The sequence below is a fragment of the Spirillospora sp. CA-128828 genome, assembly GCF_050945415.1.
In the GTDB taxonomy this organism is placed as follows: Bacteria; Actinomycetota; Actinomycetes; order Streptosporangiales; family Streptosporangiaceae; genus Spirillospora.
Map to the genome: position 1 here is coordinate 4751583 of NZ_CP191986.1, position 24071 is coordinate 4775653.

The 24071-nt window shown below is 71.7% G+C and carries 24 protein-coding genes and 1 pseudogene; 13 read left to right on the forward strand and 12 right to left on the reverse strand.

Annotated elements, in window-relative coordinates; genetic code table 11:
- Window positions 1-312: 312 nt before the first annotated feature.
- Complete coding sequence (locus ACQPXG_RS23305; RefSeq protein ID WP_433469827.1) at window positions 313-1044, reverse strand: DUF6069 family protein; 732 nt, start codon at window positions 1042-1044, stop codon at window positions 313-315.
- A 4-nt stretch (window positions 1045-1048) separates the two neighbouring features.
- Window positions 1049-2047 (reverse strand): RNA polymerase subunit sigma-70, encoded by a 999-nt coding sequence (locus tag ACQPXG_RS23310; RefSeq protein ID WP_433469828.1) that lies wholly within the window; start codon window positions 2045-2047, stop codon window positions 1049-1051.
- A gap of 593 nt (window positions 2048-2640) precedes the next feature.
- Here ACQPXG_RS23310 and ACQPXG_RS23315 point away from each other — a divergent pair.
- A complete protein-coding gene (locus ACQPXG_RS23315; protein WP_433469829.1) occupies window positions 2641-3603 on the forward strand; it encodes a tyrosine-type recombinase/integrase in 963 nt (320 codons plus the stop codon).
- Between the two features lie 288 nt (window positions 3604-3891).
- Here the strand turns inward: ACQPXG_RS23315 and ACQPXG_RS23320 are convergent, their stop codons facing one another.
- Complete coding sequence (locus ACQPXG_RS23320) at window positions 3892-4287, reverse strand: hypothetical protein (protein ID WP_433469830.1); 396 nt, start codon at window positions 4285-4287, stop codon at window positions 3892-3894.
- The gene (locus ACQPXG_RS23325; RefSeq protein ID WP_433469831.1) at window positions 4284-5171 is read right to left on the reverse strand and encodes an IS5 family transposase; all 888 of its coding nucleotides are present in this window, start codon (window positions 5169-5171) and stop codon (window positions 4284-4286) included. The genes ACQPXG_RS23320 and ACQPXG_RS23325 overlap by 4 nt, the downstream gene beginning before the upstream one ends.
- 310 nt (window positions 5172-5481) lie before the next feature.
- On the opposite strand from ACQPXG_RS23325, the gene ACQPXG_RS23330 reads away from it, so the two are divergent.
- On the forward strand, window positions 5482-5967 hold the full coding sequence (locus ACQPXG_RS23330) for a DUF1062 domain-containing protein (RefSeq protein WP_433469832.1): 486 nt from the start codon (window positions 5482-5484) through the stop codon (window positions 5965-5967).
- A gap of 38 nt (window positions 5968-6005) precedes the next feature.
- Here the strand turns inward: ACQPXG_RS23330 and ACQPXG_RS23335 are convergent, their stop codons facing one another.
- Window positions 6006-6971: a helix-turn-helix transcriptional regulator gene (locus ACQPXG_RS23335; RefSeq protein ID WP_433469833.1), complete on the reverse strand. Its 966-nt coding sequence runs from the start codon at window positions 6969-6971 to the stop codon at window positions 6006-6008.
- A gap of 123 nt (window positions 6972-7094) precedes the next feature.
- Here ACQPXG_RS23335 and ACQPXG_RS23340 point away from each other — a divergent pair, with 123 nt between their 5' ends.
- Window positions 7095-7490, forward strand: a complete 396-nt coding sequence (locus ACQPXG_RS23340; RefSeq protein WP_433469834.1) for a RidA family protein — start codon at window positions 7095-7097, stop codon at window positions 7488-7490.
- A gap of 77 nt (window positions 7491-7567) precedes the next feature.
- Window positions 7568-8044 (forward strand): DUF488 family protein, N3 subclade, encoded by a 477-nt coding sequence (locus ACQPXG_RS23345; protein ID WP_433470035.1) that lies wholly within the window; start codon window positions 7568-7570, stop codon window positions 8042-8044.
- A gap of 29 nt (window positions 8045-8073) precedes the next feature.
- Here ACQPXG_RS23345 and ACQPXG_RS23350 read toward each other — a convergent pair whose 3' ends face one another.
- On the reverse strand, window positions 8074-9552 hold the full coding sequence (locus tag ACQPXG_RS23350) for an MDR family MFS transporter (RefSeq protein WP_433469835.1): 1479 nt from the start codon (window positions 9550-9552) through the stop codon (window positions 8074-8076).
- Window positions 9553-9643: 91 nt separating this feature from the next.
- Here ACQPXG_RS23350 and ACQPXG_RS23355 point away from each other — a divergent pair, with 91 nt between their 5' ends.
- The gene (locus ACQPXG_RS23355; RefSeq protein WP_433469836.1) at window positions 9644-10204 is read left to right on the forward strand and encodes a TetR/AcrR family transcriptional regulator; all 561 of its coding nucleotides are present in this window, start codon (window positions 9644-9646) and stop codon (window positions 10202-10204) included.
- A 134-nt stretch (window positions 10205-10338) separates the two neighbouring features.
- Entirely contained in the window at window positions 10339-11343 is a 1005-nt protein-coding gene (locus ACQPXG_RS23360; protein WP_433469837.1) for an alpha/beta fold hydrolase, read from the forward strand.
- Window positions 11344-11349: 6 nt separating this feature from the next.
- Here ACQPXG_RS23360 and ACQPXG_RS23365 read toward each other — a convergent pair whose 3' ends face one another.
- Both ACQPXG_RS23365 and ACQPXG_RS23370 read right to left on the reverse strand, forming a co-directional pair.
- Entirely contained in the window at window positions 11350-12858 is a 1509-nt protein-coding gene (locus ACQPXG_RS23365; RefSeq protein ID WP_433469838.1) for an MFS transporter, read from the reverse strand.
- A gap of 49 nt (window positions 12859-12907) precedes the next feature.
- Window positions 12908-13507 (reverse strand): TetR/AcrR family transcriptional regulator, encoded by a 600-nt coding sequence (locus tag ACQPXG_RS23370; protein ID WP_433469839.1) that lies wholly within the window; start codon window positions 13505-13507, stop codon window positions 12908-12910.
- Between the two features lie 271 nt (window positions 13508-13778).
- Between ACQPXG_RS23370 and ACQPXG_RS23375 the strand changes: the two genes are divergently transcribed.
- From ACQPXG_RS23375 to ACQPXG_RS23395, 5 genes and pseudogenes are all read left to right on the forward strand, one after another.
- Window positions 13779-15101 carry a glycosyltransferase gene (locus ACQPXG_RS23375; RefSeq protein ID WP_433469840.1) on the forward strand — a complete coding sequence of 441 codons (1323 nt, stop codon included), beginning with the start codon at window positions 13779-13781 and terminating at the stop codon, window positions 15099-15101.
- Window positions 15098-17254 (forward strand): ArnT family glycosyltransferase, encoded by a 2157-nt coding sequence (locus ACQPXG_RS23380; protein WP_433469841.1) that lies wholly within the window; start codon window positions 15098-15100, stop codon window positions 17252-17254. Before ACQPXG_RS23375 ends, ACQPXG_RS23380 begins: the two co-directional genes overlap by 4 nt.
- A 28-nt stretch (window positions 17255-17282) precedes the next feature.
- Window positions 17283-18044, forward strand: a complete 762-nt coding sequence (locus ACQPXG_RS23385; RefSeq protein WP_433469842.1) for a response regulator transcription factor — start codon at window positions 17283-17285, stop codon at window positions 18042-18044.
- Window positions 18041-19546 carry a sensor histidine kinase gene (locus ACQPXG_RS23390; RefSeq protein WP_433469843.1) on the forward strand — a complete coding sequence of 502 codons (1506 nt, stop codon included), beginning with the start codon at window positions 18041-18043 and terminating at the stop codon, window positions 19544-19546. Before ACQPXG_RS23385 ends, ACQPXG_RS23390 begins: the two co-directional genes overlap by 4 nt.
- A 177-nt stretch (window positions 19547-19723) precedes the next feature.
- Window positions 19724-19939, forward strand: a pseudogene (locus ACQPXG_RS23395) (ATP-binding cassette domain-containing protein); the annotation flags it as partial.
- A gap of 101 nt (window positions 19940-20040) precedes the next feature.
- Here ACQPXG_RS23395 and ACQPXG_RS23400 read toward each other — a convergent pair.
- The 3 genes from ACQPXG_RS23400 to ACQPXG_RS23410 all read right to left on the reverse strand — a co-directional run bounded on the left by ACQPXG_RS23400 (window position 20041) and on the right by ACQPXG_RS23410 (window position 21912).
- On the reverse strand, window positions 20041-20604 hold the full coding sequence (locus ACQPXG_RS23400) for a GNAT family N-acetyltransferase (RefSeq protein WP_433469844.1): 564 nt from the start codon (window positions 20602-20604) through the stop codon (window positions 20041-20043).
- A 56-nt stretch (window positions 20605-20660) separates the two neighbouring features.
- On the reverse strand, window positions 20661-21104 hold the full coding sequence (locus tag ACQPXG_RS23405) for a group II truncated hemoglobin (protein WP_433469845.1): 444 nt from the start codon (window positions 21102-21104) through the stop codon (window positions 20661-20663).
- 85 nt (window positions 21105-21189) lie between these two features.
- Window positions 21190-21912, reverse strand: coding sequence for a MerR family transcriptional regulator (locus ACQPXG_RS23410; protein ID WP_433469846.1), 723 nt, complete (start codon window positions 21910-21912; stop codon window positions 21190-21192).
- Window positions 21913-22053: 141 nt separating this feature from the next.
- Between ACQPXG_RS23410 and ACQPXG_RS23415 the strand changes: the two genes are divergently transcribed.
- Window positions 22054-22554, forward strand: coding sequence for a MarR family winged helix-turn-helix transcriptional regulator (locus ACQPXG_RS23415; RefSeq protein ID WP_433469847.1), 501 nt, complete (start codon window positions 22054-22056; stop codon window positions 22552-22554).
- On the opposite strand, the gene ACQPXG_RS23420 is transcribed toward ACQPXG_RS23415, so the two are convergent.
- Window positions 22551-23534, reverse strand: a complete 984-nt coding sequence (locus tag ACQPXG_RS23420; protein ID WP_433469848.1) for a helix-turn-helix transcriptional regulator — start codon at window positions 23532-23534, stop codon at window positions 22551-22553. The genes ACQPXG_RS23415 and ACQPXG_RS23420 overlap by 4 nt on opposite strands.
- Window positions 23535-23638: 104 nt before the next feature.
- Here ACQPXG_RS23420 and ACQPXG_RS23425 point away from each other — a divergent pair, with 104 nt between their 5' ends.
- A complete protein-coding gene (locus ACQPXG_RS23425; RefSeq protein WP_433469849.1) occupies window positions 23639-24064 on the forward strand; it encodes a VOC family protein in 426 nt (141 codons plus the stop codon).
- Window positions 24065-24071: the final 7 nt, after the last annotated feature.

Below are 24071 nucleotides of genomic sequence, written 5' to 3' on the forward strand. Positions count from 1 at the left end.
AACTCCACGGACGGGCCGGACCGCCGGTGCTGCCGGAACTCATTGAGGATCATCGCGAGTCCTGGGCCCGATTGGGCGGGGCCGATCCACGCGCGCAGCCCTTTCCAGCCCTGCGCGTCGACCGGTCCCCGCGGGTGAGCCGGAGCGTGAACACCTCAAGGACAGCGCCCGGGTGCCCTGTGCTTCTTCGCACACACGGCTCAGCTTCGAATTGGCCAGGAAAGGAATCTGGAATGGAGGGTGGCAGCACCGGGGGCCACGTCAGTGCGGTCGCGCACGCCCTACGCCGCGTGTTGTCCCGTTGCGGGATCGTCAATCGGTTCGGGTGCGGAGGCTCCGCGCCAGGGTGGGGATCATCACCGTCGCAGGGACGAGGTGCAGCCCGAGGAGGGCGGTGGTGGTGGCGGTGTTCGCCCCGGAGAGGAGGGGCGGGATCAACGAGATCGCGGTCAGCGACACTGCCGTCCACACGAATCGCGCGGCGGGGCGGGCGCTCCAGCGAAGAAGAGCGACGGCGATGACGATGCCCACGAGCGAGAAGAAGCCGGTCACCACGGCGAACCCGGGGAACGGGATCGACTCGCCGCCATCGGGGACCTCGAAGTCGACGCCGACGGCCTGGGCGAGCGCGGCGGCGAGGGTGGTGGCCGCCATCGCTGCGAGCGCGGCAACCAAGCCGGTCCCGGCGAGCCCGCGGAGTCGGTGGTCCGATGCCGGGCCTGCGACGACCTCGGTGTCATTCGTGCTGTTCATGTCATCCTCCATCATTCGATGACTGGCGTAGGGGTGTGTTGACCGGCATGTGGCGGTCCTGGCCTTGGGGGTGATGATGCGCACCCTCGCGGTGCGACGGCCGGGGTTCCGCAGGGCGCGGACGCCGGTGCCGCGGAGCCAGAACCCGGCGTCGCGTCCAAGGACCGGCCCGGGCTCGCCGTCGCGCAGCTCCAGCTGCACCCGCCCGCGGGTGACGACGCCGAACGCGTCGCACCACTCGGCCGCGACCACCGCGACACGCGCGCCACCGCGCAGCGCGAGCGTCCGCACCGGACTACTCCGTGCCGTCCGCCGGCAGGCGCTCCGGCAGCCCGAGCCGTGGGAACTGGTCGTCGTGGAAGGTGATGATCTCGGTGATCGCGCCGCCGGTGACGCGCAGGACGTCGATCGTCAGCGGCAGGTATCCACCCTCCTGCTCCCGCCAGAGGTAGAAGGCGACGGCGGGCTGCCGGTTCACGGAGGTTTGGACGGCGCGCAGGCCCTTCATGCCCTCGAAGCCGTCTTCGACCCAGTCGTTCACCACGGTGTCGCGGCCGACGTACAGGCCCGGCGTGGGCGGCATCGAGCATCGGACGTCGTCGCGCAGCAGTGCGGCGAGCCCGTCGATGTCCGTGGCCACACTGGCGTCGGTGAATCGGCGCACCACCTCGCGCGTGCCGGCGTCCTGTTCGCCGCCGGTCCAGTCCTGCCGCTCGGCGGGCAGGTGCTCCCGCATGCCGGCGCGGGCCCGCTGCAGCGCGCTGTTCACGGAGTTGACGGAGTCCCCGAGGAGCTCCGCGACGTCCTTCGCCGGCCAGCCGAGCACGTCCCGCAGGATCAGCACGGCCCGCGGGCGCGGCGCGAGGTGCTGGACTGCGACCAGGTACGCCAGCTCGATCGTCTCCCGCGCGACGGCGAGGGTCTCCGGCGCGTCGGTGTCGCCCGCGGGCAGCTCGTCGAGCAGCCGGTCCGGGTAGGGCTGCAGCCAAAGCACCTCGCCGCCGGTCGCGGGCTCGGGGCGGCGCTTGGCGAGCAGGTCCAGGCAGGCGTTGGTGGCGATCCGGTACAGCCAGGCCCGGAACGTCGACCGTCCTCTGAAGGTCTCCCGCCGCCGCCATGCGCGCAGGAAGGTCTCCTGCACGGTGTCCTCGGCGTCCTCGAACGACCCGAGCATCCGATAGCAGTGCACGTGCAGCTCCCGCCGGTGCCGCTCCGCCAGCCCAGTGAACGCCGGCTCGTCGACCTCGCCCAGACCGCCCACGCCCAGCTCCTCCAGCCGCGTGTCCGCACTCATCACGTCATCCTTCCGCCTCGTCGTGTCCCGTCATAGTTGTGACGGGTACGGGCGCGAGAACTCATCACTAGGGCCGGTCGGCACGGCTGATCCAGTGACGGATCCGGCGGCGAGACACGACGTGCGGCACGGCGAGGAGGGCGCGGGTGCGCGACCGCGTGGCGCGTGCCGGGGTCGACTGGTCACGCCGACGCACCGGGCATGGACGCACTGGCACCGCTCAGTCGCAGAGTAAGGCCCCCGTCGTGTACCGGGGGTGGCCGCTTGGCCTCCGGGTTCCCGGGTCTGCGGCGAGACCTGCGCGGTGACGCCGAGGTGCTGCAACGTTTTCAGACAACGATCTTCAGCCGCCTATTTTGCGTAGCCGCACCAGCTGAGTAGGACTCGGCTCACCGGCAGGACCCGCGCGTAGTCCGTTTCGGTGCGCCGGCGGTCATAATCGGCGGGTGACCCACACGATGGACCATGGGGTATCCGCGCCAAGGGCGGCAGGTGCAGCGGGACCGGACGGGGACTCGGCGGCCTGCACCCGGGTCGCCGTCCGCGAGAACGTCGCGGTGCGCGGTAGGCCGCCGGTTCGTACGCCGCAGGAGTTGGCGAGTCTGCTGCATGCGGCGCGGATGCCCGAGGGCGGGTCGCGGGCCACGGCGGTGTGGCTGGTGTCGGGGCGGCGGGAGTCCGACCACACCCGCGCCGCCTATATCCGCGACGTCGGCTGGTGGGTCGCCTGGTGCCTGGCGACCGGAGTGGATGCAGGCAGTCCCTCGACGACGGCCGCGGATGTTTACATGGCCGAGCTGAAGGCCTCGGGCCTGGCGCGAGCCACCGTCGGCCGGAGGGTGGCGGCGGTCTCTTCGTGGTACACCTACCTGGTCCGTAAGCAGTGCGTGGCGGTCAACCCGTTCGACGGGGCCGAGCGGCCGCGGTTGGACACCTCCACCTCGACCACACGCGGGATGTCCCGCGAGCAGATGTCGGCGCTGCTGGCGCATGCGGCCCAGCACGAGACGGCGCGTACCCATGCGCTGCTGTGGCTGATGTTCGCCACCGCGGGCCGGATCGGATCGGTGCTCGCCGCGCGTGTCCAGGACCTGGACCAAGACCGCGGTCACCAGGTCATCGACCTGACCGTCAAGGGCGGCACCACCAAAAGGTTCGTGGTGCCGCCGGCGGCGCTGGCGGCGATCCACGCCTACCTGGCCGAGCGCGGGCATCCCGAGGACGGGCTGCTGTTCGTCACCCGCACCGGCCGCGCCCTCGGCCAGCCGTACGCGTGGAAGCTGGTCAACCGGGTCTCCCATGCGGCCGGCATCGCCTTCAAGATCTCCCCGCACTCCTTCCGCCACTCGGCGATCACCATCGCGCTCACCGACGGCAGACCCTTGCACGTCGTCCAGGACTTCGCCGGGCACGCCGACCCTCGCACCACCCGCCGCTACGACCGTGCGCGAGAGTCTCTGGACCGCTCACCCGCCTACGAACTGGCAGCATCGGTCACCCTTGTGCCGCAACACCCGGCACCGATTCCGCACAATGTCCCGAGCGGCGGCGACTGAGCCGAGTGAGGCATGAACGCCTGTACTTCATGGCGCCCACCGCCGGATACGACGGCGGGTACTTGATCGCCGCGACTTGAAGAAGTGCCGGCCGCAGGTACGGCTACCGGCCGGGCCTCGACGACACCATCGCTTCCGCCACTGAGGAGTCCCGGTAGCGCCGACGAAGTCTCGGTCGGAAACCGCTTGAGCCTTCCTTTCGCGTTCCCGTAGCTTGTCTGCGGCCCATCGCAGTGAGGACAAAGGACAAGACCGCGTGACCCCGCCTGCTCTTAAGAGGGTTGTTCGTTAGGTGTTGTCTCGTTTGATGGTGAAGAGTCCCGATTCGGGTTCTTCGGCTAGGTCTCGACCGACGAGGCGTTTGAGTTTGGCGCGGATGCCTTCGACGGTGTTCTTGCTGGTGGCGGGCTGGCCGAGGGCGAGGGCGAGGTCTTTGGGGCGTAGGCCGTCGGGATGCCTGGTCAGCACATCGAGAATGTCGCGGTAGGCGGGCGGGAGCGGCGGCCCGGCGGCACCGGCGAGTTCCAGCAGCATCTGGTGGGTGACCTCCAGCCGTTCCAGTTGTTGGCGGGCGTCGGCGAGCTCGGTGGTGAGTCGCTCGACACGGGCGCGGGCCGCGTCACGGTCGTCGGCCAGGCGGCGCAAGAGCTGGTCGGGGACCGGCGGGGGCGGCCGGCCGGTCACGCGGTCGCACCGGCGGCCAGAACCTGGACCGCGGGCGGGGCTGGGCTGTCGCGCCAGTGGGTGGTGGTGCCGGTCAGCCGGCGCGTCATCCGGTCGGTGGCCGCCCAGTACAGATGGGACTCGCTGCTGGCAGGCAGTTTCTCGTAGTCGCGGGCCAGCCGCCGGTGCAGCATGGACGTGCCGAAGGTCTGCTCGGCCACCCACCGCTTGGGCACCGGCACGAACCCTTTGGTCCCGGGTTCGGGCCGCACCGTGGTGACCGTGATGCCCAGCCCGGCGCCGTGATCGGCGACCGCGTTCTTGAATCCCGCGTCCACCCACGCGGTGCGCACGCCCGGGTTGTCGATGGCCACCCGATCCAGCAGCTCGATCCCGATGGCGTTGTCGTGCACACTGGCGGCGGTCACCACCACGGCGATCAGCAGGCCCAGTGCGTCGGTGGCGATCCCGCGTTTGCGGCCACGGCTCTTCTTGCCCGCGTCCAGGCCCGTGGTGGTCGAGGGGACCCCGGCCGCGGCGTGCACGGTCTGCGAATCCATTACCACCGCCGAGGGGTCCTCCGCCCGCCCCGCGACCTCACGGACCCGGCCGCGCAGCAGATCGTGGATGGTCTGGGTCAGCCCGTCATCGCGCCACCGGGCGAAGTAGTAGTACACCGCCGAACGGGGCGGCAGATCATGCGGCAGGTACTCCCACCCGCAGCCCGTCCGCTCTTGATACAAGATCGCATTGATGATCTCCCGCATCGGATACCGGCCCTGATGGCCCGACACCGACGGGTGCCGCGCCTTCCACGCCGCGATGACCGGCTCGATCAACGCCCACCGCTCATCGGACAGATCACTGCGATACGGCTTGCGCACTCCCTCGTCCTCGACTCCCATGCCACCCACGGCAACCCGGCAAAGACCGAGCGTCAACAGGCGGCAACGAAGCCCTCACCCGCCCGCCAACCCACAACGGGGCAATCCATTACAAACAACCCTCTAAGACCTGACATCTTCTTCCGCTCACCTGTAGCCGACGCTCACGTCGGTTCCGCCGGGCTGCCCTTGTGCGCCCGGTCATACAGCGTTTGAGGTCGCGCGTAATCGGCCTCGTGTCAGGTCTTGAGAGATCATGTCTTCACAACCTCATACCGTGCTGCCCTGGGTCGTTCGTCGGACCAGGCTGCCTCTGCTGTCGTTGCGGTGCGTGGACTGCCGGTCAAAGTCGGCCACCACCGGCGAGGGCAAGTTCCGCGTCAACGCCAACGGCAAGCTGCTGGACGTGTGGCTGCTGGTCCGCTGCGTAACCTGCGATCGGACGAGCAAGCTCACCGTGCACGAGCGAGCGCCGGTCAGATCCTTCGATCCGGCCGAGCTCCACGGCTACCGCGTCAACGATCCGGAACTGGTGGCGTCCACCCTGGTGGATCCACTGCTCGCCCGGCGCAACCGCTTCACCCTGGACTGGACGGACGCCTGGCGGCTGGACACCCCGTCGGCACGGCTCGACGAGGCGTGGCCCGTCGAGGTGGAGGTCGTCTTCGAGGATCCGGTACCGGTGCGCCCGGAACGGCTCATCGCGCACGGGACCGGCCTCAGCAGGAACGAGGTACTGCGCCGGGTCAAGTGCGACATTCCGCTGCGCCGTCCGACGAGCGCCGGATTCGCCTTCACCGTGATGGCCGGAATCTAGCCGGGGACGTAGCCGGGCGGGCCTCCGGGCCCGCCCGGCTACCCGTAGAGGGCGGCGATCGCGGCGGCGCGGTCGCGGAGGGCGGCGCGCAACCACTGCGGGGCCAGGGCCTCCGCGCTCGTGGCGAGCTGCCACAGCGCCCATTCGGCGTGTCTCGGATCTTGGAAGGTCACCTCGAGCCGCAGCCGGCCGTCCGCGTCGGTTTCTTCGGCGAGGACGGCCAGCGCGGTGCCCACCAGGACCTCCCGCCGCGCCGGGTCCATCCGGACCAGCACGGTGACCTGGTCGCCGCCGGTCCGGAACCGCGTGCTGCGTTCCTGCCACGCCCGGTCAAGATCGACCCGGTCCGGTCGCTGTGCGGGTTCGGTGAGTTCCTCGGCGGCCAGGACCCGCGACAGCCGGTAGGTGCGGTCCGCGCCGGACCTCGTGGCCAGCAAGTAGCCCTGGTCGCGCACGGTGACCAGGCCGATCGGGTCCACCGTGCGCCACTTCGGGGTCTGGTTCACGGCCGCGTAGTGGATGCGCAGCCTGTGTCCGGCGAACACCGCGCGCCGAACCTCGGCCACCACGGCGTCGGGCACCTCCTCATCGACCAGCCGGCGCGAGAGGAGGTCGGTCTCCGGGTCGATGAGCAGTCGCTCGGCCGCGCCGGCCGCGGTGTTCCGATAGCTCTCGGGCAGCGCGTCGACCACCTTGAGCATCGCCGAGGCTAGGGCCGAGCCGAGGCCGAACGCCTGCGCGCCGCGCCGCGATCCGGCGACCAGCAGGGCGAGCGCCTCGTCGTGGTTCAGGCCGGTGAGCTCGGTCCGGAAACCGGGCAGCAATGCGAAACCGCCGTTCCGGCCGCGTTCGGCATAGACCGGGACGCCGGCCGCGGACAGCGCCTCGATGTCGCGCAGCACGGTGCGGGTGGACACCTCCAGCTCGCTGGCCAACGCGGCCGCGGACAGCCGGCCGTGCTGCCGCAGCAGCAGCACCAGCGAGACCAACCGGTCTGCGCGCATGCGAGAACTTTACCGAAATACACGACACAGGATGTCGTGATTTGTTGGGAGGCTCATCAGCACGACCGGAAAGAGCTGGTCGACGTATGTGATGTCGACGAATCGAATGGAGCTGATGTGGCAATGGAGCGAACGGCGGTCAACCCGTGGGCGTGGTCGGTGGAGATGGGCTACAACCAGGGTGAGATCGTCTCCGGGCACACCCGGACCCTGTACTGCTCCGGGCAGACCGCGATGAGCGGCGACGGCAAGCCCCGGCATGCCGGTGACATGGCGGCGCAGTTGGCGCTGAGCCTCGACAACCTGGAGGTCGTGCTCGGCGGGGCCGGCATGTCCCTCGCGAGTCTCGTCCGGCTCAACGTCTACACCACCGACGTCGACCGGCTCTTCGAGCACTACGGCGTGCTGGCGTCGCGGTTGGGCGGCGCCGGGGTGGCACCGTCCACCACCATGCTCGGGGTGACACGGCTGGCGATCCCCGACCTGATGGTCGAGCTTGAGGGGACCGCCGTCGCGTGATGCGACCTCGCCGCCTCCGGCAGGGCAGCCGGAGGCGGCACGAGCAGCAGGTAGGTGGGTGATTTCCGGTGCTCAGGATGGTGACGATCGGCGTCTACGGCTTCGGCGCCGAGTCCTTCCTGCAACGACTGCGGAACGCGGACGTTCGTGTGCTGCTCGACGTACGCCAGCGCCGCGGTGTCCGCGGACCCGAGTACGCCTGGGCGAACTCACGCCGGCTGCAGGCGGCCCTCGCCCAAGCCCGGATCGCCTACGAGCACCACCGTGAACTCGCCCCGACCACCGAGCTACGCCGGCTCCAATACGCCGAGGACGACCGCCAAGGGGTCGGCAAGCGCTCGCGCCGCGAACTCGCCCCCGAGTACGCCCGCCGCTACACCTCCGAGATCCTCGACCGCGCCGACCTCACGCCGATCGTGTCGGCGCTGCCGGGCAGTGGCACCGCGGCGCTGCTCTGCGTCGAGCGCGACCCCGAGGCCTGCCACCGCTCGTTGATCGCCCAGCGCCTGACCGAGCGGCACCATGTCGCGATCGAGCATCTGCGCCCGTTGTGACGCGTCAATACCTCAGACGCGTGCAGAACCTAGACCTGGGCGGCGTCGGCTCCTGCTTTGCCGGCGGGGGCCGGTGGCTTGGGGCGGCCGGGCAGGAGCAGGCACAGCGGGATCGCGACGGTGCTGAAGGCCACCGACCACCAGAAGGCGTCACCGAAGCCGTCGGCCAGGGCGCCCGGGGTACGGGCGCCGTCGGCGGTGTGCTGGAGGATGACGGCGAGGACGGCGATGCCCGCCGACCCGCCGATCTGCTGGGCGACGCGGGTGATGATGCTGGCGTCGGGGATCTCCTTGTGCCCCAGCCCGACGTAGGCGGCGCTGGTGAGCGAGATCATGGCGGCGCCCATGCCGATGCCGCGGACGAGCAGGGCGGCCATGAGCAGGACCTTGCCGGTGCCGGCGGTGACAAGGGCGAACGGGACGGTGGCCGCGGCGACGACGGCGAATCCGGCGAAGGCGACCCAGCGGGGGCCGATGCGGTCGGTGTACCTGCCGGCCCGGGTGCGCGAGAGGAACGCGCCGACACCCTGCGGGATGAGCAGCAGCCCGGCGCCGAGCGCGTCCTCGCCGTGAACCTGCTGCCAGTACAGCGGCAGCAGCATCATCGCCCCGTAGAGGGTGATGCCGGCCAGGAAGCCCAGGGCGGAGGCGGAGGCCAGCGCGCGGTGGCGGAAGAGCCTCAGGTTGACCAGGACGCCTTCGGTTCGCGGCAGTGCCCGGGCGGTGAAGGCGCCGACCAGGGCGAGGCCGCCGGTGAGCGGGACGAGTACCTCGGCACCGGCGAAGCCGGCGCTGCCCTCGACCCGGGACAGTCCGTAGATGATCGCGGCGACACCGGGGGAGAGCAGGAGCAGGCCGATGACGTCCAGGCGGGCGCGGGGGCCGCCGGGTGCGGGCCGGTCGTCGGGCAGGTTGCGCCGGGCGAGCCACCCGCCGACGACGCAGAACGGGATGTTGACGAGGAAGAGCCAGCGCCAGTCGGCCAGGTTCAGGATGATGCCGCCCAGGACCGGGCCGAGGATCGGGCCGAGCGCGGTGGGCAGGGTGACGGTGGCCATGACCTTGCCGATGTTGCGGCCCTTGGCGGCCTGCATGACCAGCGTGGGCATGAGCGGCATCATGATGCCGCCGCCGATGCCCTGGACGACGCGGAAGGCGATCAGGCTGGTCGTGTCCCACGCCAGCGCGCACAGGATCGAGCCGAGCAGGAACATGCCCAGCGAGGTGATCCACAGGTGCTTGCCGCCGAGCCGCGACTGGGCCCATCCGGCGAGCGGGATGGTGACGAACACCGCCAGCAGGTAGCCGGTGCTCACCCATTGGATCGTGGCCAGCGGGGCGCCGAGTTCCTTCGCCAGGTCGTTGAGGGCGACGCTGACGATCGTGGTGTCGAAGACGACGGCGAGCGCGCCCACGATGATGGTGAACGCCATGCGCCACACCGCGGGGTCTGTCCGGTCGGGGTCCGCCGCCGCGGGCGGGGGTCCGGTCCGGCGGGGAGTACTCACGAACGACCACCTAAGATATAGAGTCCTATCTTACGGCGGTCAGCGTAGAGCGCTGGAATAAGATAGGCAAATCTATCCAATGGAGGTGCGAATGCCCGAGCGGCGCCGCGGGGCGGCACTGGAGAAGGCGCTCCTCGATGCGGCCTGGGACGAGCTCACGGCCAACGGCTACGCCAGGTTCACCATGGACGCCGTCGTCCAGCGCGCGGGCACCAGCCCTCCCGTGCTGTACCGCCGCTGGTCCGACCGCGACGAACTCGTCCGGGCGGTCATCGCCCACGTCCTGGAGCAGTCCCGTATCGACACCCCCGACACCGGGAGCCTGCGCGAGGACGTCCTCACCCTCATGCGGGAGATCAACGCCACCCGCGTCCAGCTCATCACCCTCATGAACGTGCAGCTGGCCGGCTATTACCAGGAGACCGGCACCAGCCCGAGCGACCTGTTCGCCACGGCACGCGAGACGACCGCCGACGTGCTCTTCGACCGCGCCGCCGCCCGCGGCGAGATCGAACCGGAGCACCTCAGCGATCGCATCAAGTCCCTTCCCTTCGACCTGCTGCGCCACGAGATCCTCGTGACATTCGCCCCGGTGCCCGACCACGTCCTACAAGAGATCGTCGACACCGTCTTCCTACCGCTGGTGCGTTGACCGCAGGAGCGAAGTTCCCGAACGGTCCCTCTGCCTACGCTGAGGGGCGTAGGCGGGAAGCCTCCCGTGATACGACGACGGCGGCGGACACCGCCTCCGAGGATGGTGCGACGTCACCATCGCCGGAGGGAAGCATGAGCAGCGGAACAGGCGTGGGATGGCCGCGCCGTCGCTTTGAAGGTCCGAGACCGACCCGGCGACGGAAATGGACACGGCGGCTGCTCACGACGGTGCTGGTGCTGATCGTCACGGCCACCCTCTTCAGTCTCGGCTACAACGCGGCGACGGCCGGCCGCGCCGGCGAGCCCGCGGGCCTGCGGTTCGTGTCGGCCGACGGGATCCGCACGCGGTACCGGCAGTGGGGCGGCGGCGGGCCGCCGGTCGTCCTGGTGCACGGAGCCGCCGAGTCGGCCGACACCTGGGAGCGGGTCGGGGGCCTGCTCGCCGCCCATCGCCGGGTGTACGCCCTCGACGTGACCGGCTGGGGGTACAGCCAGCGGCGCGGCCCGTACGACGCCGAGCACGAGGCGGCGCAACTCCTCGGCTTCCTCGACGCCCTGCACCTGGACCGCGTCACGCTCGTGGGACATTCCACGGGCGCGGCGGTCGCCGCCGCTGCCACGCTGCGGGCTCCCGGCCGCGTCGCAGGTCTGGTGTTCCTCGACGGGGACGCACTGGACACCGGCGCCGGGGCGGGCGCCGATGCCCTGAAGCGCGTGCTCCCCAACCCGTACCGGACGACCCTGCTGCGGCTGGCCGTCCGCTCGGACCTGGTGATCCGCAAGATCTACGGCTCCCAGTGCGGTCCGTCCTGCCCCCGGCTCGACGCCGCGGGCGTGGACCGGTGGCGGCGACCGTTGCAGGTCGCCGGCGCCGAACACGCACTGTGGAGCATGCGAGGCATCGTGGGGCTGCCCGCCGCCCGGCTGGCCGCCCTGACACGGGTCGCCGTGCCGAAGAAGGTGGTCTTCGGAGCCGAGGACGACGTGTTCTCCCGCTCATCGCCGTACGACACCGCCAAGCTGATCGGCGCCCCGGCCCCGACCATCATCCCCGGCGCCCGCCACCTGTCCCTCGTCTCCCACCCGGACCAGGTCGCAGCCGCGATCATCACCGGCCCGGGAGGGCGAGGAGGATGACCTGGCTCACATGTGGACGGCGGAGGGTGTGCCGTCGTCGCCCGCGATCGCGCCTCGGCGGTAGAGCACGGCGCTGATGATGAGGCCCGCGATGAAGAAGCCGGCCGACCACCAGTAGGCGGTGGAGTAGCTCTGCAGCGCGGCGTGGCCGATCACGGCGGGGTCCCGGGGGTCCTTGCCCGCCAGGTAGTCGGTGGCGGCGCTGGCCGCCAGGGTGTTGAGCAGCGCGGTGCCGATCGACCCTCCGATCTGCTGCATGGTGTTGACGGCGGCGGAGGCGACACCGGCGTCCTGTGCGTCCACACCGGAGGTGGCCAGGCTCATCGCCGGTGCCAGCACCAGGCCGATGCCGAGACCGGTGACGACGAGCGGGGGCATGATGTGCGCGGCGTAGGTGCTCTGGAGGTCGAGGCCGGTCATCCAGGCCAGGCCGGCGGCGGCGATGCCCATGCCGAGCGGTACGACCGGTTTGGGGCCCAGGCGGGGGATCAGCGCGGCGGTGGCCGTGGTGGAGGAGACCATCAGGCCGGCGACCATGGGCAGGAAGGCCAGCCCGGTCCTGATCGGGGTGTAGCCCAGGCTTTGCTGCATGTAGTAGGTCAGGAACAGGAAGACCCCGAACATGCCGGCGCCGCTGATGAGCACGGCGACGAAGGACGCTCCGCGGTTGCGGTCCAGCAGGACGCGCAGCGGCAGCAGCGGGTGGGCGGCCCGGGTCTGCCACCAGGTGAAGGCGGCGAGCAGGACGGTGCCGGCGGTGAGCCACCCCCAGGTGGCCAGCGCGCCCCAGCCGTGGGACTCGGCCTTGGAGAAGCCGTAGACCAGGCCGAACAGGCCGGTGGAGACCAGGACGGTGCCGGGAAGATCCAGTGTGGCGGTCTTGTCGCGGGCGGCGCGGCGCAGCAGCAGGGCGCCGCCGACGAAGGCGACGACGGCGAAGGCGAGGTTGACGTAGAGAGTCCAGCGCCAGGTCAGGTGTTCGGTGAGCACGCCGCCGAGCAGCAGTCCGATGGCGCCGCCGGCGCCGGCGATGGCGCCGTAGACGCCGAACGCCCTGGCTCGTTCCCTGGCGTCGGTGAACGTCGTGGTGAGCAGGGACAGCGCCGAGGGTGCGAGCAGCGCGCCGAACAGGCCCTGCGCGGCACGGGCGATGACCAGGACGGTGAAGCTGCCGGCCGCGCCGCCGAGGGCGGAGGCGGAGGCGAAGCCGACGAGCCCGACCAGGAAGGTGATCTTGCGGCCGAACAGGTCGGCGATGCGGCCGCCGAGCAGGAGCAGGCTGCCGAAGGCCAGCGAGTAGGCGGTGACGATCCATTGCCGGTCGGCGTTGGAGAACCCCAGGTCGTGCTGGGCCGACGGCAGGGCGATGTTCACGATGGTCGCGTCCAGGACCACCATGAGCTGGGCGACGCCGATGACGGCGAGGATCCACCAGCGGTGGCGGGACGGCTGCTCGGTTCGGGTGGGAGATGCGGGGACGGTGCCGGCGCGTGGGCCGGCGGAAGATCGGGACATGACGGAACTCCGGAAGGGCGCTGAAAGCGGAAGGGGTGCGAAGGAAGGCTCAGCCGTGCTGCAACACGGGGAGGATGACCTGGTCGATGAACCGGGTCAGGTATTCGGGATCGGCGTAGGCGTCCTCGAACAGGGGCCGTGACACCAGGACGCTGAAGACCAGGTGCGGCACGAACGCGATCGCGTCCGGGCTGGCGGCCAGTTCCCCGCGCCGGATCGCGCGCTCGATGAACGTGGCCAGGTGAGCGGTCTCGGGTTCGAGCAGCGTGGTGCGCACGGCCGAGGCGAGCGCGCGGTCGGTGAGCGATGCGTGCGCGAGCGCGGCGAACAGTGCGGTGTCCTTCTCCGCGTGCGCGGCCAGCTCGCCGCCCAGGGCCAGCAGGTCGCCGCGGAGTGTGCCGGTATCGATCTCGCCCGCGTCCACCGGCCGGGTGGCGTACAGCGCGGCGGCGATCATCTGGGGCTTGCTCTGCCACTGCCGGTACAGCGTGGCCTTGCTGCAGCGCCCCCTGGCCGCCACCGCGTCCATGGTCAGTGCCTCGTAGCCGACCTCGCGCAGCTCATCGAGGGCGGCCACCAGCAGTTCGATCTCTCGCTCGGCCGTCATCCGCGGGCGGCGGACCGGACGGCCCGGCGTGTCATCGGCCATGGGAACTCCTATAGAACGAAACCGTACCGTTCTATACGGTAGCCGAGCCTTTGAGAGAAACGCAAACGTTCTATATGGCGCAGCCGCCGCCGTCCCAGAGGCCTGCCGCCCGGGACGACTCTCGGCCAATTCCCTGTCTTCTCCCCGGTGATCTTCGCGGGCGCTCGCCACAGTCGATCCGTCCTTGCGCGGGACGGCGTTGCCCCCGCGCTCCCAGCGTGGCGTCAACACGCGCGAAGCTCCCAGACTCGATCGGCTCCTTGGTGAGGCAATGACGCAGACCCCTAGTGGCATCGGCCCGGCGACCGCGAGCGCGCCCGGCCGGTTCCAGCCCGCGTGCGGCTCCGCCGCGGGCCCGGCCGCAACGGCGACGGTGGAGATCGTCATCCCCGTCCACAACGAGGAGCGGGCATTGCCGGGCTGCCTGCGCACGCTGCACGACCACCTCCGAGAACGGATGCCCTTCTCCTGGCGCGTCACCGTCGCCGACAACGCCAGCACGGACCGGACCTTGCAGGTGGCGCGCAGTCTCGCCTCGGATCTGCCCGGTGTCGCGGTGGTCCGCCTGGAACGCAAGGGCCGCGGGCTGGCCCTGCGTTCCACGTGGGCGGCGAGCGAGGCGGACGTCGTCGCGTACATGGACGTGGACCTCTCGACCGGGCTGGACGGCTTGCTGCCGCTGATCGCGCCCCTGGCCAGCGGGCATTCGGACCTGGCGATCGGGAGCCGGCTGGCGCCGGGGGCCCGGACGGTGCGCGGCCCACGGCGCGAGCTGATCTCGCGCGGCTACAACGCGCTGCTGCGTCTCGGGCTCGGCGCGCGTTTCAGTGACGCGCAGTGCGGGTTCAAGGCTGCGCGGACTGATGTGATCCGGCCGCTGCTGGCGGTCACCGCCGACGACTCGTGGTTCTTCGACACCGAGCTGCTGGTCCTGGCCGAGCACAACGGGCTGCGCATCCACGAGGTGCCGGTCGACTGGGTCGAGGACGTCGACACCCGCGTCAAGGTCGTCAGCACGGCGGTCGACGACCTGCGGGGGATATGGAGGATGGCCCGGATGAAGGCGACCGGTTCCGCCGACGTCGCGGTGCCTCGTCGCGCGGAGCCGTCCGCCGAGCATCCCGATGCGGTCCTTGCGCCCGACCGGGGACGCTCGGCCCTGACATGGCAGCTGGGGTGCTTCGTCGTGATCGGCGTCGCCTCCACGGCGGGGCAGGCGATGTTCTACTGGCTGCTGCGGTCCTGGTGGCCGGCGGCCCTGGCCAATCTGGTCTCGCTGATCGTCCTGACGATCCTCAACACCGAGGCCAACCGGCGGCTGACGTTCCGGGACTCCACGGTCGGCGCCGGCCGCGCGCACCTGGGCGCGGGCGCCCTGTTCGCCGTCGGTTACGCGGTGACGTCCGCGGCGGTACTGCTGTTCCAGCGCGCCGAGCCGAGCGCGTCGCACGCCGCGGAGACCCTGGTCCTGGCCGCGGCGTCGGTGTTCGTCACCGCCGCGCGTTTCATCGTCCTGCGGTCGGCGGTGTTCCGCCGACGTTCCCCGTCCGCCCCCACTCAGCCCCCCACCGATGAGAGCGACCCGCGTTCATGACCCACTCTGCCGACATCATCACCTCTTCCCGCCCGCGGACGCGGCCGTCCGCCATCGTGCGACGGCCCGGATGGGCGCCCGCAGCCGCGCTCGCCGCGATCCTGGTCGCCGCCGCCACCTTGTACGGCTGGGCGCTCGGATCGCTGGGCTGGGGGAACGCCTACTACTCGGCCGCGGTGAAGTCCATGGGCGAGAACTTCACCAACTTCCTGTTCGGGTCGTACGACCCCGTGGGCGTGGTCACCGTGGACAAGCCGCCCGCGGGGCTGTGGCCCCAGGTGATCAGCTCCAAGGTGTTCGGGCTGCACGGCTGGGCACTGCTTCTGCCGCAGGTGGCCGAGGGCGTCCTGGCCGTCCTGATGCTCCACCGGACGGTGCGCCGGTGGGCGGGGGAGAGCGCCGGTCTGATCGCCGCCCTGGTCCTGACGCTCACGCCCATCACCGTGGCCGTTACGCGCACCAACAATCTCGACACCCCGCTGCTCCTGCTGCTGGTGTGCGCGGCCTACGCGCTCACCCGGGCTCTCCAGGAACTCGCGGGACGGGCCGCCACCTGGTGGCTGTGCGGTGCCGCGTTCCTGATCGGCTGCGGCTTCGTCACCAAGATGCTGGCGGCCTGGATGGTCCTGCCCGCGTTCGCGGCCGCCTGGCTCGTCGGTGCGGCGGGCCCCTGGCGCGCCGCGGTGCGGCGGATGCTGGTCGCGGGCGGTGTCCTGGCGGTGGCGTCGCTGTGGTGGGTGGCGCTGGTGGCGGTGTGGCCGGGCGACCGGCCGTATGTCGGCGGCAGTGAGGACGGTTCCGCCTGGGACCTTCTGGTCGGCTACAACGGGCTCGGCCGCGTCTTCGGACAGGGCGAAGGTCCCGGGACCGGGCCCGCGTTCGGGGGGATGTCCGGCGGCACAGGGATGCTCGGCCGCGGGGCGATGTTCGGCGGGGACGCCGGGGTGCTGCGGATGTTCGGGGAGCAGGTCGGCGGGCAGATCAGCTGGCTGCTGCCGGTGTGCGCGGCGGCGATCGGGGTGGCGGTCGCCGGGGCGGTCCTGCGCCGCCGGAACCGCCTCCCGGCGGAGGGGACGCTCCCGGCGACCGGCTGGGTCCTGTGGAGCGTCTGGCTGCTGGTGTGCGCGGCGGTCTTCTCACTTCAGGAAGGGATCTTCCACCCCTACTACACGACGCAGCTCGCTCCGGCCATCGGCGCCCTGTGCGGCGGGCTGGTGGCCGCGCTGCGGCGGGCTCATCGTGCGGGCGCTCGCTGGCCTGTCCCGGTGGGAGCGTCGGCCATCGCCGTGACGGTGGGGTGGGCCCTGATCGTCATCAGGCGGGCGCCGGAGTGGCATGGGTGGCTGGTCTGGCCGGTGCTCGCGGCGGGGGCGGCGGCCGTCGTCCTGTCGTGCGCCGCCTTCCGGTGGTCCGGGCGGCTGCTGCCGGCCGCTTTGGGAGCCGGTGTGCTCGCGGTGCTGATGGCGCCGGGCGCGTGGGCCGTGATCGTTCCGGGCGGTGCGTCCTCGCCGATGGGCGGTGCCATCCCCGCCGCCGGCCCTGCGACGATGCCCTTCGGGGGCGGACGCGGTATGCCGCGTGGGATGCCCTTGCCGCCTCAGGCGGCCGGCGATGAGCAGGGCATGCCCCAGCCGGGGGAGACGCCCTCGCCGGCGGGGATCTTCGGCTCGGGTGGCGGCGCTCTACCTCAGATGGCGGGCATGGCGGGCATGGGCGGTTCCCGGCTGACCGCCGACCAACGCAGGATCCTCGACTACGCGCGGCGGAACTCCGGCTCGGCCCGGATCACCCTGGCCGTCGAGGGCGGCGCGATGGCGGCATCCGGATTCATCCTGAACAGCGACTCCCACGTCATCGGCATGGGCGGTTTCAGCGCGACCGACGATGTGCCCTCGACGCGGCAGCTTGAGCAGTGGACACGGAACGGCGGGCTCCGCTTCGTCCTCAGCTCTCCCATGGCCTCGATCGGGACCGCGTTCGGCGGCGCAGGCAAGGACGATCCGGCCACCCGGCGGACCGCCTGGGTCGCCGGGCACTGCCGCACGGTGCCGCCTTCGGCCTATGGCGTCTCCGCTGCGCCCTCCGGCCGGCGGCAGAGCGGGCCGGTGGGATTCGGAGGCACCAATACTCTCTATGACTGTGCCGCCGGTTGAGCGGAGGGAAGGCGCACGGTGATCGCGCATGGTTGAGCAGGGCGTTCCTGGACAGGGCACGGAGCAGCCCCGGGATCGGGTGCTCGTCGTGGACGACGAGGCCGGCATCCGCGTCCTGCTGGAGTCCACGCTCAGGCTGGCCGGTTACGAGGTGGACGGCTGTGACACCGGCCAGGGGGCGTTGCTCGGGGTGGAACGCTTCCGGCCGGACCTCATCCTGCTGGACGTGATGCTTCCGGACCTGGACGGCCTGGCGGTCACGGCAGCCCTGCGGGCGGCCGGTGTCCGCACCCCCATCCTGTTCCTGACGGCGCTGGGCGAGGTGTCCGACCGCATCGCGGGGCTGACCGCCGGGGGAGACGACTACGTCGCCAAGCCCTTCAGCCTGGAGGAGGTCCTGCTGCGCGTCCAGGCGATCCTCCGGCGGGCCCGCTCGGGCGGCGACGGCACCGGCGCGAGGAAGGACGGGGTGCTGCGCTACGCCGACCTGGAGCTGGACGAGGCCGCCCACGAGGTGCACCGCGCGGGCGAGTACATCCGGCTCTCGCCGACCGAGTTCAGCCTGCTCGCCTACCTGCTGGCCAACCCGCACCGCGTGTTGAGCAAGGCCCAGATCCTCGACCACGTGTGGCGGTACGACTTCGACGGCGACGCCCGCATCGTGGAGACCTACGTCAAGTATCTGCGCCGCAAGATCGACCGTTTCGACCCGCCCCTGATCCACACGGTCCGCGGCGTCGGCTACTGCCTCCGGCTGCCGCGCGGGCGCGCCCAGGCGGCGGGGTCGTGATCCGGCTGCTTCCGGGGCGGCCGAGATCGCTGCGCCGCCGGCTCGTGCTGGGCGCCACGGTGCTGGCGACCGTGGCGGTGCTGACCTCCCAGGTGATCGGGTTCGTGGTGCTGCGGTCCTGGCTGATGGACCGGTTGGACGAGCAGCTGCGCGCCTTCCCGCCGTCCACCGCGCGGCTCGACGAGAGCCTGAGCGTGCCCGGTCACCCGATCCACCCCCCGCCGGAAGGGGTCGAACTCCCGTCGGACTTCCATCTCTACTTCTACGACGCCTCAGGCCGGCTTTCGAAGCAGTTCATCGGCCGCGGCCTGAAATCGCCGCCCCGCCTGCCCGAGTCCGCGAGCCGGCTGCGCCTGCGGCCGGGCAGCCCGACCACCCTCCCCGCGGTGGCGGGTGACGGCAACTGGCGGGTGCGCCGGGGCACCGCGCCCAACGGCCAGGCATTCGTCGTCGCCCTCCCGCTCGACACCCTCGACGGCGCGATGTCCAAGCTCCTGTGGCTCGACGCGGCCATCATCGCGGTGACGCTGGCCGGGCTGGTGACGGCCGGCCGCCTGGTCGTGCGGCTGGGCCTGCTGCCACTGACCCGCATGGAGGGCACCGCTGAGCGCATCAGCGCCGGCAGCCTGGACCTGCGGCTCGGCGACACCGACCCGCGGACCGAGATCGGCCGCCTGGGCGGCGTGCTCAACACGATGCTCGAACGCCTGCAGGGCGCGCTCCTCGAACGCCAATCGTCCGAGGCCCGGCTCCGCAGGTTCGTCGCCGACGCGGGGCATGAGCTCCGCACGCCGCTCACCTCGATCCAGGGCTTCGCCGAACTCTCCCTGCGGCACCACGAACTGCCCTCCCCCGACCGGCGCGAGGCGGACCGCCTGATCATGCAGAACGCCGAGCGCATGAGCATGCTGGTCAACGATCTGCTCCTGCTGGCCAAACTGGACCAGGAACCCGCTTACCGCAGCGAACCGGTGGACCTGCTCTCCACCGCCGCCGACGCCATCAGCACCGCCGCCGTCCGCCACCCGGGCCATTCGATCGGCCTCGGCCCACTGACCGGCGACGCCGCCGAGCTGGAACTGGCCGAGACGACCGGCGATCCGCACCGGCTCCGGCAGGTCGTGGGGAATCTCGTGTCCAACGCCCTGACCCACACTCCTCCGGGGACGCCGATCCACGTCCGTGTCGGCACGGCCAGGGCCGACGCCCGCCGGGGGATGGACCGCAGCGGCCGTGTCGGCGCCTCACCGGCCCTCGCGGAAGGCACGCGGATCTGCGTCGTCGAAGTGGCGGACGAGGGGCCCGGCCTCACCCCGGACCAGGCCGCCCACGTCTTCGAACGCTTCTACCGCGTCGACCCGGCGCGGGCCCGCGACCACGGCGGGAGCGGCCTCGGCCTGGCCATCGCCGCCGCCATCGCGCGCTACCACGGCGGCCGCCTGGAACTCGACACGCGTCCAGGGCACGGCTGCACGTTCCGCCTCGTCCTCCGCCAGGAGTAGCCCACGTCCACGCGATGAGGGTCGCCGGGGGACGCGTGAGCCGATGTGGAACCCAGGTACCACCGGGGCCGGCCAGGACGGTCCCGCGGTCCCGGTTCCGCGCGCAGATCCGTTCCTAGCGTGATCGGTGCGAAGGCGGAGGGTCCTCCGCCATCACCTGACGAAGGGCGAAGACAGATGATCGACGTGCGCGGCCTCATCAAGCGCTATGAGGACAAGACCGCCGTCGACGGGCTGGACTTCACGGTCCGGCCGGGCATCGTGACCGGGTTCCTCGGGCCGAACGGCGCGGGCAAGTCCACGACCATGCGGATGATCCTCGGGCTGGACGCGCTCACGTCCGGCACGGTCACCGTCGGCGGCAGGCGCTATGCCGAGCACCGGGCGCCGCTCGGATCGCCTCCGGCACCTACAGCCCGGCCTCGGACGCGGTCGGCGCCCGGCGGCGGTGGCGGGTCCCGCCCGGCCCGGCCGGGCGGGACCGCTCGCTTGCCCTAGTCGCGGTAGAGGGACAGGCAGATCATGTCGGGTTCGAACCCCAGGGACTGCCAGAACCGGTGGTCGTCGTGGGCGTCGGCGCACGACAGGTAGCGGATGGTGTGGGCGCCGTGGTCGCGCAGCCGGCGGACGGCGGCTTCGGCCAGTGCCCGGCTGATGCCCCGGCCGCGTTCTTCGGGGACGACGTACAGCGAGTCGATCTCGCCCGCCAGGCAGGGCAGCAGCCCGTCCTCGGCGGTGGTGCGGCCGTTCACGAACCCGGCGATGCGGGCCCCGGCGGTGTCATCGGCGGTGTCGTCGACGGCGACGAGGCAGAACGCGTCGCGGTGGAACGCCGAGACGGCGAGCATGCGCGACAGGTCGCCGCGGCCGCGTTCGGTGAGCGGGCCGCCGTCCTCGGTCTCGCGGCACATGCGGTCCCACAGGCGGCCGACCGCGTCGCCCTCGTCGCGGTGAATTCTCCTGATCTCCATGACCCTTCCCTGCTGCTGGTCTTCGTCCGGATCGAGGTGCGGACGAAGGCGGCGGGGCGCGGAGAACCACGGTGTCTCTAGCGTCAACCTGGCATGCGGTCACGATAACCGGGCGGGTTCCGGATGCCCAGGGCCGCCGGGCGTCAGGGGGTGGGCCAGTCCCAGCGGGGGACCTCGCGCAGCGGGTGCAGTTCGTCGTCGGTCCGGGCGTGGGAGTTCTGCATGGCGACCTCGGTGCCGAACTCCACGTGCTCGCGCAGCGCCTGCCGGAAGGGGGCGTCGGCGGGGAGCCCGGCGGCGTCGGCGGCCGCCATGTACAGCTCGACGAACCGCAGCCGCTGCTCCTCGGTGATCTTCAGGTGGCGGTGGACGTCGATGAGGTGGGAGAAGCCGCCCATCTCGCGGGTGAAGGTGTCGGGGCCGCCGAAGGTCTCGGCGGTGAAGGCGGTCAGGTGGTCGACGTGGGTCGGCCGGCCCTCGCCGAAGAGGGGCTGGAGCAGGGGGTCGGCCAGGAGGCTGGAATAGAACAGGTCGATGAACCTGCGGAGGCCCTCGTGCCCGCCGGCGTGCTCGAAAAGCGTTTCCATGATTACACCATTACCCGCTTGACGATGGTCGGGTTCGTTTATCGCAGGCGGCCGGCGGCCTGTCGAGGCCCGGTGCCGGTTGTGGTCATGGGGCCGGGTCGGTGATGTAGTCGTGCAGGCGGCCGGATCCTTCGAGCATCGCGGTGGCGCGGCCGGTCAGGTCGGCCTGGCGCTGGGCGATCGCGGCGCGGACGGCGTCGCCGGTGCCGGTGCGGCGCAGTTCGTCCAGGACGGCCCGGACCTGCGGCAGCGGGTGCCGGGTCTGGCGCAGCAGGTGGACGAGCCGGGCGTCGCGGACGTCGCCGGGCCCGTAGCGGCGGTACCCGGTGATCGGCTCGCGTCCGGGGCGGACGAGCCCGGCGGACTCCCAGACGCGCAGGGCGGAGGTCCGCACGCCGAGGCGGGCGGCGACCTCGCCGATGCGCAGTCCCTCACGTGGGACTGGCGCGGCGGGTGTCTGCCGGTCGACGATCGCCTCCAGCGCGTCGCTGGTGGCCTGCAGGGAGACGCGCTGCTGGTGCAGGGCGGCGTGCCCGGAGTCGATGAGGGCGAGCGCCACGGGGACGTCGCCGGCGTGGACGGCGTGCATGACGCGCTGCGCGAGCTCGATGCCGTGGCCGCGTGCGAGGGCCCGGTAGGTGAGCAGGGCGCGGCGGTGCCGGTCGGTGTAGACGCGGTAGCCGGAGGGGGTGCGGCCGGTGGGCGGCAGGACGCCGGCGGCCTCGTGGTTGCGGACCTGCTGGGTCGAGATGCCGGCCGCCCGGGCCAGGTCCACCGGACGCAACCGCGGCTCCCCGTTCTCGTTCACGTTTGAAGGTTACCGGCAACCGTCCGGCCGAATGGGTGGCGAGTTCGTCGCCACTTCAATGGGCGACTTGAAGGCCGGTCCACCCCGCAAGAGTCTCCCTTGATTGATAATCTCAATATTGAGATTTCCTTGGGAGGCGGCATGGCGGACGCGGTGGACGCGATCCTGGCGCAGTGGGGCCGGGAGCGTCCCGATCTGGACGTGTCGGCGATGGGCGTGGTCGGGCGGATCTCGCGGGCGCAGCTCCTGCTGGGCCGGGAGCTGAGGGACTTCTTCGCCGCGCGGGGGCTGGAGAGCTGGGAGTTCGACGTCCTGGCGACGCTGCGCCGGCACGGCGCCCCCTACGAGCTGACGGCGGGGGCGCTGCTGAAGGCGGCGATGGTGACCTCGGGCGCGATCACCAACCGGATCGACCGGATGGAGGCCAAGGGCCTGGTCGAGCGGGTCCGCGACGCCGGCGACCGGCGTTCGGTGCGGATCCGGCTGACGCCGCGCGGGCTGGAGATCGTGGACGAGCTGGTCGGGCTGCACGCCGCCAACGAGGAGCGGCTGCTGGCGGCGCTGGACCCGGAGGCGCGCGAGCGGCTGGCCGCCGCGCTGCGGACCCTGCTGGAGTCCCTCGGCGACACCTCCCTCGGTTAGGGCGGGGCGGTGAAGGAGCGGACGGCGCGGGTGGCGCGTCCGGCGATCGCGGCCAGGTGGCCGGCGAGTTCGGGCGGGTCGAGCAGGGTGTAGTCGACGGGCAGCAGGGTGACGCGGTAGGCGAGGAAGCGCATCGAGTCCGATCGGGTGTGCAGGAGGCAGCTGCGGTCGTCGAGGGGTTCCAGGACGCCCTGCCAGGCGGTGACGTGCTCGGCGGCGTCCTCGGCGGAGACGTGCAGCAGCAGCCGCGCCTTGATCGTCCCGGATCCGCCGGCGAGGGCGTCCATGGCCCAGGAGGCGGCGTCGGCGCCGCCGGGCAGCGCGCGTTCGGGTCCGCGCGTCCCGGTGCGCCGCGGGCCCGTGATCCGGTCGGCGCGGAAGGTGCGCCAGCCGGCGCGGTCCTCGTCGTGGGCGACCAGGTACCAGCGGCGGCCCGCGGTGACCAGGCGGTGCGGCTGCGCCAGCCGCCGGGTCTCCCGGTCGCCGGCGTCGGTGTAGGTGAAGCGGACCGTCTCGCGGGTGACGCAGGCGGAGGCGAGCAGGGCCAGGACGGCGGGGTCGGCGGCGGGCGGGGCGCCGTCCTGCGGCGGGAGGGACACCGCGGCCTCGGTGAGCGCGGCGACGCGGTGCCGCAGCCGGTGGGGGAGGACCTGCTCGAGTTTGGCCAGGGCGCGCAGCGAGGCGTCCTCGATGCCGGTGACGGCCCCGGCGGCGGCGGTCCGCAGGCCGATCGCGATGGCGGTGGCCTCGTCGTCGTCCAGCAGCAGCGGCGGCATCGCGGTGCCGGCGGTGAGCCGGTAGCCGCCGGTGTTGCCGTGGGTGGCGTGCACGGGGTAGCCGAGGTCGCGCAGCCGGTCGATGTCGCGGCGGATGGTGCGGGCGGTCACGCCGAGGCGCCCGGCCAGTTCGGTGCCGGACCAGTCGCGGGGAGTCTGCAGCAGGGACAGCAGCTGGAGCAGCCGTCCGGACGGATCACGCATGTTCTCCATCCTGCCGCTCTAGTAGGACGTTCGGTGACCTATTGGGGGTCTAGCGTCTGCGGTGCGGGGCCGGAACCTCCGGCCCCGGTGATCGGAGGCACGACATGCTGCGGGGATTCGCCACCATCAGCTTCTGGGCGGACGACCTGGAGGCGGCCAGGGACTGGTACGCCGAGCTGCTGGGCGTCCAGCCGTACTTCAGCGTCGCGGGCCCGGACGGCCGCGCCGGCTACTACGAGTTCCGGGCCGGGGACTACGAGCACGAGCTGGGGCTGATCGACGCCCGGTTCCGTCCCGCCGGCCACGCCGCGGGCCCGGGCGGCGCGGTCATGTACTGGCACGTCGACGATCTGGAGGCGGCGGTGGCGCGGCTGCTGTCGATGGGCGCGCGGACGCACGAGAAGATCACCGAGCGCGGGGAGGGGACGGGGTTCGTGACCGCGTCGGTGATCGACCCGTTCGGCAACGTCCTCGGTGTGATGTCCAACCCGCACTACCTGGACGTCCTGGCCAAGGCCGCCCCGCGCTGACCATATG